The sequence below is a fragment of the Mycobacterium sp. E3251 genome (assembly GCF_001666835.1).
Lineage (GTDB): Bacteria > Actinomycetota > Actinomycetes > Mycobacteriales > Mycobacteriaceae > Mycobacterium.
Genome location: NZ_LZJF01000012.1, coordinates 21064 through 28039, shown reverse-complemented (window position 1 = coordinate 28039; position 6976 = coordinate 21064). Strand labels below are relative to the sequence as shown.

8 protein-coding genes are annotated in these 6976 nt (G+C 68.4%); 2 read left to right on the top strand and 6 right to left on the bottom strand.

Going from position 1 to position 6976, the window contains the following annotated elements; genetic code table 11:
- A partial coding sequence (locus tag A5697_RS01605; protein WP_082953193.1) for an SGNH/GDSL hydrolase family protein occupies positions 1-814 on the bottom strand: 814 nt, incomplete at its 3' end.
- Positions 815-1102: 288 nt separating this feature from the next.
- Between A5697_RS01605 and A5697_RS01600 the strand changes: the two genes are divergently transcribed.
- Together A5697_RS01600 and A5697_RS01595 are read left to right on the top strand one after the other, a co-directional pair.
- Positions 1103-2002 carry a permease gene (locus A5697_RS01600; protein WP_231971941.1) on the top strand — a complete coding sequence of 300 codons (900 nt, stop codon included), beginning with the start codon at positions 1103-1105 and terminating at the stop codon, positions 2000-2002.
- Positions 2003-2032: 30 nt separating this feature from the next.
- The gene (locus tag A5697_RS01595; protein WP_068007387.1) at positions 2033-2836 is read left to right on the top strand and encodes an IclR family transcriptional regulator; all 804 of its coding nucleotides are present in this window, start codon (positions 2033-2035) and stop codon (positions 2834-2836) included.
- Between the two features lie 239 nt (positions 2837-3075).
- Here A5697_RS01595 and A5697_RS01590 read toward each other — a convergent pair whose 3' ends face one another.
- Genes A5697_RS01590 through A5697_RS01570 form a run of 5 tightly spaced genes read right to left on the bottom strand, consistent with a single transcriptional unit; the run spans position 3076 to position 6652 of the window.
- Positions 3076-3843, bottom strand: a complete 768-nt coding sequence (locus A5697_RS01590; RefSeq protein ID WP_068007385.1) for a class II aldolase/adducin family protein — start codon at positions 3841-3843, stop codon at positions 3076-3078.
- Positions 3840-4634: a 3-(cis-5,6-dihydroxycyclohexa-1,3-dien-1-yl)propanoate dehydrogenase gene (hcaB, locus tag A5697_RS01585; protein ID WP_068007383.1), complete on the bottom strand. Its 795-nt coding sequence runs from the start codon at positions 4632-4634 to the stop codon at positions 3840-3842. Before hcaB ends, A5697_RS01590 begins: the two co-directional genes overlap by 4 nt.
- Positions 4618-4860 carry a dihydrodiol dehydrogenase gene (locus tag A5697_RS01580; RefSeq protein ID WP_082953192.1) on the bottom strand — a complete coding sequence of 81 codons (243 nt, stop codon included), beginning with the start codon at positions 4858-4860 and terminating at the stop codon, positions 4618-4620. The genes hcaB and A5697_RS01580 overlap by 17 nt, the downstream gene beginning before the upstream one ends.
- Complete coding sequence (locus A5697_RS01575) at positions 4857-5375, bottom strand: 3-phenylpropionate/cinnamic acid dioxygenase subunit beta (protein ID WP_068007381.1); 519 nt, start codon at positions 5373-5375, stop codon at positions 4857-4859. Before A5697_RS01575 ends, A5697_RS01580 begins: the two co-directional genes overlap by 4 nt.
- A complete protein-coding gene (locus A5697_RS01570; protein WP_067948825.1) occupies positions 5372-6652 on the bottom strand; it encodes an aromatic ring-hydroxylating dioxygenase subunit alpha in 1281 nt (426 codons plus the stop codon). The genes A5697_RS01575 and A5697_RS01570 overlap by 4 nt, the downstream gene beginning before the upstream one ends.
- Positions 6653-6976 lie beyond the last annotated feature (324 nt).

The window sequence follows — 6976 nt, the reverse complement described above, 5'->3', positions numbered from 1 at the left end:
CCCGCCGCTTCGCGTCGGCCGGTCGGCTCGGCGCGCCGAGGCTCTCCAACTGCGGCCGTTTGGGTTCCCGGCCGTCGGCCGACGACAGGCCGCGCAGGCGCCGCCAGATCCATGGGAAGAAACTGTCCTGCGTCCAGCGCAACTGCTCATAGGTGCCTGCTGTCAAAGACCGACGCCTCGCTTCGGGGCTCGCATGGGCCCAATCATGATTGCTGCCAGGCAAATTCAGGGCCTCGGCGGCCGCGGCGGCGAACAACATGTGCCCTTTGGTGGAGGCGTGCACCCGGTCGATGGCCCAGGTGTCCAGCTCGCGCATCGACGGCGCGTTGTAGAGGTCGACGAGCCGGAACCCGTATCGGTCGGCGGCGGCCGTGATCGCCGCGTTGATGCGGGCGAGGCGCCCGGACACCAGCCGACCGAGCGGGAGGAATTGCGCGACGTTCGGGAAGGTCGTCGTCACCACCGTCGCGCCGGATCTGGCCAACGCGGCGTAGACGTGTTCGAGCTCGGCCAGGGCGGGACCGAACGATCGCCCCGGCTGGATGACGTCGTTCATCCCCGCGCACACGGTGATCAGATCGGGCTGCATCGCCAGGGCTTGCGGGACTTGCTCGGACAAGACGTCGGCAACCCGTTTGCCGCGGATCGCGAGGTTGGCGTAGTGCAGCCCCGGGTACAGCGAATCGATCATGACCGCGAGCCGGTCGGCGAATCCGAGGAGACCGACGACGTCGTCGCCGTCCCATAAGCCCTCGGTCTGACTGTCCCCGATGGCGACGTAACGGCGATATCCAGAAGGAATAGCCCCGAACACGAAGCCGAGAATAATAGCGATCGCGATCCCGGTGTGGTAAGCGTGGCCGCCACGCGGCCGACGAGGGTCGCGGTTCGTCGACTAGCGTTGGTGGGCATGGCGATGCCTTTGGAGGGCAATGCAATTCACGCGGGCCGGCGGGGGAACGTCGCGATCGGTGTTTTCGTCGCCCTCGCCTTGTTTGTGGCGGGGTTGCTGTGGGCGAAGTGGCTGCCTTAAGCGGGCAAGGCCGCGATGGCCCATCGCACCCACCACTGGTCGGGATCGAGCGTTCTCACTGTGGGCGGCGTGCAACCCGGCGATCGCCCGACCTGGCACGCGGCGGCGACCTTCTTCCACGCGTACGTCGCGTCGATCTGGCCTGCGTTGGTGGCCGCGCTGCTGATCAGCGCGTCGGTGCAGGCGCTGATACCGCGGTCGTGGCTGCCGCGCGCGTTGAACCGCCAAGGGCGGTTGTCCAGCGCGCTGGCCGGCGGGGTCGCTGGCATGCCATCGATGATGTGCACGTGTTGCGCCGCCCCGGTCGCCGTCACCCTGCGGCGCAACGGCGTCACGCCCGCGGCGGCCGTCGCCTACTGGCTGGGGAACCCGTTGCTCAACCCAGCGGTGCTCGTCTTCCTGCTCTTCGTCGCCCCCTGGCAATGGACCCTGGCCAGGGTGGTCGTCGGCGTCGCGACGGTGCTTGGCGTCGGGGCCGCGGTGGGATGGCTGTCCCGACCGTCCGACCCGGATCCGACGGCGCCTGGCGCGATCCCGACTCCGGTCGACGACCGGAGCGCGGGCACGCCGCGCAGGTTCGTGCGGGCGCTGCTTTGGTTGGCGCTGTTCTTGTTGCCCGAGTACGCCGTCTTAGTGCTCCTCGTCGGGGCGTTCCGCGGTTACCTGCTCACCTTGGGGCAACCGGCGCACCGTGGGCTGCTGCTGGGCCTGCTGCTCGTCGTGGTCGTCGCGATCGCCGGCACGCTCATGGTCATCCCGACGGCGGGGGAGATCCCGATCCTGCAAGGGCTGGCCCTGCTGGGCGCGTCGTCGGGGACGATCGGCGCGCTGCTGATCACCCTTCCGGCGGTGAGCGTCCCGGGCGCCGCGATGGTCGCCCGCAGCTTCGGGTGGAAGGCCACCGCGACCGCGACCGGCATGGTGGTCGCTGCGGGACTCCTCGGCGCGGCCGTGCTCAGCTTGCTGTGAGTCGCAACCGGCGCGAGTACCTTCACTGTCATGCCGAAGAAGCGCGAGCGGGATGCCGAGGCGCCGGCCGCCGATTCGCTTGCGCCGCAGTATCCGATCGAGTCGGTCGACAACGCGCTCAAGCTGCTGCTGCTGCTGGGCGAACAACCCCAGATTCGGTTGAGCGAGGCCACCCGCTACCTGGGGGTGGCGTCGTCCACCGCGCACCGGTTGCTGGCGATGTTGGCCTATCGCGGGTTCGTCCGGCAGGACCCGGCGTCGAAGGCGTACCTGCCCGGACCGGCGTTGACCGGCGTGGCGTTCGCGATCTTCGGCCGCATCGACATCCAGGGATCGGCCGCCCCGATCATGCGAAGCCTCGGCGAGCAGCTGCGCGAAACCATCCACGTCGGAATGTTGGACGGCGCCAGCGTCCGCTTCATCGCCGCCGTCGAAGGCCCGGCCGCGGTCCGGGTGGCGTCGCGGCTGGGCCGCACCATGCCGGCGCATTGCACGTCCACGGGCAAGGTCATGCTGGCGCAGCTGCCCGAACCGGAGCTGCGTCAGCTGCTGCCGCACGAGCGGTTGGAACGCATCACGTCCTCGTCGATCGGCAGCCGGACCCAGTTGGAGGCCGAGCTCGCCGCCATCCGCGAGCGCGGCTACGCCATCAACCGCGAGGAAAGTGAGGAAGGCGTCGCGTCCGTCGCGGTGCCCATACCGACCCGGGCGCCGGGCCTGCGGCTCGCGCTCAACGCCGCCGCCCCGCAGAACCGGCTGGACCCCTCCCGCTACGGCGCGGTGGCCGCGGCTCTTGGCAAGGCGGCCAAGGAGATTGGCGACCAACTCGGCTGAGCCGCCGCCTCGCCCGCGCTCCCGGCGCTCTCCGCAAGGATGTGCGCGCGTGACCCATATGGTCCGGAGAGCCGCGCGGCCCTGGGCACAAATGACTACCGATCTCGACAGCGCCGGCACTATCAAATCCGCCGTGTGACAGCCGCGAGGGCCCGAGTGATTTGAGTAGTCCTACGGATTTCGGCGAGCGGCGCGCTGCCGCAAGCTTTTTGGCATGACCGTTCCCAATAGCATGTCCATCAAGGCTGGTTTTCGCGATCGTGGTCAGCATAAATGGGGGCCTTGGTGGCGGGCGGCAACCGTGCGACCTCGTGCCGCCACGCGGCCTCGGCGGTGAACGAGGGCCCAAGGTCGGGCAGGTCGTCCCAGTCGGCGTCGTCGATATCGCGCAGGGTCCCGCCGGCGCCTAGCACCCGCAACGACATTCGGGCCAGCCCGTCGAGGCTGATGGCCTGCAACACCGCCTCCGGCACGGTGGCGGCCGCGCTGGTGATGCCGTGTCCGCGGCAGATCACCACCGGCCGCCCACGCATGGCCGCCACCATCTCCTTGCCCAGCGCCGGGGTGCGGATCAGCACGGCGCGCTCGTAGACAGGGACGCCGCCACGGGCGAGCCACGCGCCGGGAATGTCGAAGGCGCCGTAGATCGGCCGGATCGCGATGCCGGCCAGGTCGGCGGCGACCACGGCGGGTGGGTGCAGATGCGCGACGGCCCGGTGCCGGGGATCGGCCAACATGGTCTCGACGTGGATGGGCAATTCGTTGGGCACCTGGTATCCGTCGAGCTCGCCGTCGGCTCCGGCGCCGCCGTCGAAGGTGATGAGCCGGACGTCGCTGGGCCGGGTGAAAGCCACCCCGGTGTCGGTGTCGCTGCGGCAGCGGACGAGCAGGCGATCGTCGTCGACGCGCAGGCTCAGGTGGCCGAGGATGCCGTCGACGAGGCCGCGGGCCGCGGCCACCCGGCAGCCCTGCGCCACCAGCGCGCGTTGCTCGTCGAGGGGGGTCATCGCGGTGCGCCCAGCCCGAATCCCCCGTCGGGGCGGACGGTTTCGCCGGTGATCCCGCGGGCACGGTCGGAGGCCAGAAACGCGAAACTCCACGCGTGGTCCTGCCCGGAGAGCGCGACGTTCAGCGGCGTGCGCGCGGCCAGCTCCTGTGCCCGGTCGGGGGTGTCGTCCAGGCGGGCGCCCGCGAGCCCGAGGCTGGCGAGCCCGCGCAGGTCGGTGCCCAGCGTGCCGCCGGGCGCCACCCCGTTGACCCGGATCTGCGGCGCCAGCTCGTGGGCCAGGGCGGCCACCAGGCCGCGGACGGCGAATTTCGACGACACGTAGAGCGCGCCGCCGCGTCCGGGATAGAACGACGACGCGGACTCGGTCAGGATGATCGAGGGCCCCGTGCCGGCCCGCAGTCGGGGCAGCGCCGCCTTGACGGACTGCAGGTGGCTGAGCACGTTGGTGCGAAACATCTCGTCGAAAGCGTCGGGAAGCTCGTCGGCGTCGATGTCGCCGATGCCCCGGTAGAAGTCGAAGACTCCGACGCAGTTGACCAGCGTGTCCAACCCGCCGTAACCGTCCACCGCCGCGGCGACCGCTCGTTCGTTGGCCTCGCGGGTGGTCGCGTCGCCGTCGACGACCGGAACATCGGGCAACTGACCGCGCAAGGTCTCGCATTTTGCTTGATCGCGTTCCAGCACAGCAACTTTCGCGCCCTCATCGCGAAACACGTCCACTACGGCCCGGCCGATCCCGGAACCGGCGCCGACGACCAGCGCGCGCTTGCCCTCAAGCCAGCCGGTCATCGCCCTCCCCGGCTTCGTCGGGCAGCAGCGGCGCGTGGGAATTGCCGACCATGGCCTCCAGGGTGCGACTGTTCTGCCAAGTCAGGGCCTCCAATTCCAGCGCGTCCAGGCTGATCGACCGCCCGGTTCTGGGTGCGCTGATCAGCAGCCGCGACCCGTTGCGGGTGTCCTCCCGCCGCACCTCGACTTCGGCGAATTCGTTTGCCACCACGATTGGTTCGTTCACAGGAACACTGCCAGATTCTGCATCCGCAAGACGGACTCGTCGACAAAGATGCTGCGGGATGCCAGCTTCCAGCGACCATCGCACCAGCGCAGCAAGTCCTCGCGCCCGCACGACAGCAAGGCGCTTTCGTTCGCGTCGCCCCGGCTGCGGAACAGCAGTTCGGCCGACTCGACCAACAGCTGCGCCGGGTCGTCGTGCTCGAAGGTGCGCACATTGGTGACGAAGTGGCGCAGCCGCGACGGCGGATCCTCGGCCCAGGCCTGTTCGGTGCCCATCCGCGCGACCCGCTGGGTCAGCGAATACTTGTCCTCGTCGAAGTGGGCCATCCCCGGGGATGCGTCGAACCCGGCGCCACGCGCGGTGGTGACCCGCACGGGCATCAGGTAGCGAACATCGCCGGTCATCGTGTCCAGCCACGCCTCGTATTGCTGGGCATCCAGCAGGTATGCCTCGTCCACCAGGAACTGGTGCGCCTGCAGGTGCCGGATGTCGTTGAAAGGCAATGGTTTTCTCACGACAGGTAGTCCGCCCACATCTTCAGCAGCGCGCGCTGGTTGTGCTCGTTGTAGCCGACCTGCGCGCGGCCCGGCCCGTGAAACGCCTCGGCGGTCAGCGGCTCGACCACCGGGCTGCCGTCGGACAGCAGGCCCATCCGGCTGTTCAGCAGCAGCCGCCGGGCCATCGAACCGCCCGCGGTGGTGGTCAGCGACACCCAGTTCTCCACGTCGTCCTGCTCGAACATGCCGGTCGAGCCGAAGCACATCAGATACGCCTTGTACGAGTCCTGTTTGTACTGCGGGGGAGCGGCGGAGTCCACGGCGAACCACGAACAGACCTCGGTCTCGTTCTCGCTGATCGGTTGCCACAGCCGGATCGAGATGAACGGCAGCACCTGGTCTTCGCGGTCGTGCACCTTCGGCCAGTTGTGCACGAAGCTCAGGTTCGGAAAGCAGGTGGCGGCCGAGATCATGAAGCCGTCCTCACCGACCACCCGCTGGTGCCGCGGCGTCCACGCGTCCTTGATCCGGCCGATCATCTCGTCGGGATAGCCGACATAGCGCATCCGTTCGTCGAAGCCGCCCGGCGGAAGTTTGTAGGTGGTGCCGCCGCCCCGGTGCGCCCAGTAGGTGGCGCCGTCCTTGCGTTTCTGCGCCTTGGGCTCGCGGAACAACCCGATGTCCACGATCGACGCGTGGGTGTGCGGCGTGTGGTACATGTCGCCGGCGAAGTTCTCGGCGCCGATCTTCCAGTTGGCCTTGATGCGCCAGCGCTGCGGCCCCCGCACTTCGAGGCCGCTGGTGCTCTGTTTGGTGTAGAAGTCCAGGTAGAACTTGAAATCGCCGAGGAAGTCCTCGAGCGGTTCGGCGTTCGGGTCCATGCTGATGAACAGCAGACCGTTGTAGCTCGCGAACTTCGGTGCGGGGAGCAGGGTTTGGGCGTCCTTCGCGAACCCGTCGTCGCCGCCGTATGCCTCTCGATGGAACGGCAGGCCGGTGAGCCGGCCGTCGTTTCGGTAGGTCCAGCCGTGGTACGGGCAGCGGAAGTTGGATGCGTTGCCCAGCTCCGCGCGGCAGACCTGCATGCCGCGGTGCAGGCACATGTTGAACATTGCGCGGATCTCGCCGCCGGCATTACTGATGATGAAGGAGTCATCGAGGACCCGGCGCACCACATAGTCGCCGTCCTGCGGGATCTCGGACTCGTGCGCGACGAACATCCATGCTCGGGAGAACAGCCGCTCTTTCTCCAGCGCGAACAGTTCACTGTCGTTGTAGATGTGGGCGGGGATCATCCCGTCGCGGACGCTGGCGAACACGCCGTCGAGACGGCCGTCGCAAGTGTCGCGATGGACCGTCACAGCGACCCCTCCCACCGTCGGTTGTCTGCTCTGCAGAGAAGTACTCCGCTAAGTAGAATCCCGCATCTACCCACCGCCGGTCAATCGCCCCGCCCACCGGGCCCGGTCCGCGGTCAGGGGTTTACAAGAATGCTTAGTGGTAACTCACAGGTTTCTAACAACTAAGCGGCCGGAACCCCGGGCTACGGTGGTCACGTCAGCTCCGCTGCGCATGTGAGCGTGCGGTAATCAACGGGTAAACGGTTCGATTTTGCGTGC